1 protein-coding gene is annotated in these 651 nt (G+C 75.6%); it reads right to left on the reverse strand.

Going from position 1 to position 651, the window contains the following annotated elements:
* Positions 1 to 79: 79 nt before the first annotated feature.
* A partial coding sequence (locus EAO77_RS37850; protein WP_147992793.1) for an alpha/beta fold hydrolase occupies positions 80 to 651 on the reverse strand: 572 nt, incomplete at its 5' end.

Genomic DNA, 651 nt, shown 5'->3' on the forward strand with positions numbered 1-651 from the left:
GAGGCCCTCAGCCTGGTCCCCGGCGGAGGCCGGGGCGCGAACCCCGGATGAACACGGAGGGCGAGGTCGCGCGCCGGGCTCAGCGGCTCCCGTCCAGCAGCACCCGCGCGACCAGCGCCGGATCGTCGTTCATCGGCACATGGCCGCATCCCGGCAGCCGCACCAGTCGCGCCCCCGGGATCGTCCGCTTGGCGCGCACGCCCTGGCGCCGCAGCAGCAGCCTGTCCCGCTCGCCCCAGGCGATGGTGACGGGCACCTCCCGCACGTCGTCGGTGAACTGCACGCTCCCGCCCGCGGCGGCGGTCGCCGAGACGCATGCGCTGCGCGAGGCCACCGGCTTCCACCGGACGCTCGCCGCGGGCGAACGGCGCCCGGGCCGCGCGTAGATGGAGCTCACCAGCACCGCCCGGCCCGCCGTGGTACGCGACAGCCGCTCGATCACCGGCTGCGGCATCGAACGGGCAGCCAGCCGCATCGCCCGCAGGGTGGTGAACGCGTACACCCGCTCGCGCTCCGACCAGAAGCCCGCGGGCGACAGGGCGGTGACGGACCTGACGAGCTCCTGGCGCCCGAGTTCGAGCGCCAGCAGGCCGCCGAGCGAGTTGCCCGCGACATGCGGGCGCTCCACCCCGATCTCCCGGCAGAACGTGT

Source organism: Streptomyces sp. T39 (assembly GCF_008042045.1).
Classification (GTDB): domain Bacteria; phylum Actinomycetota; class Actinomycetes; order Streptomycetales; family Streptomycetaceae; genus Streptomyces.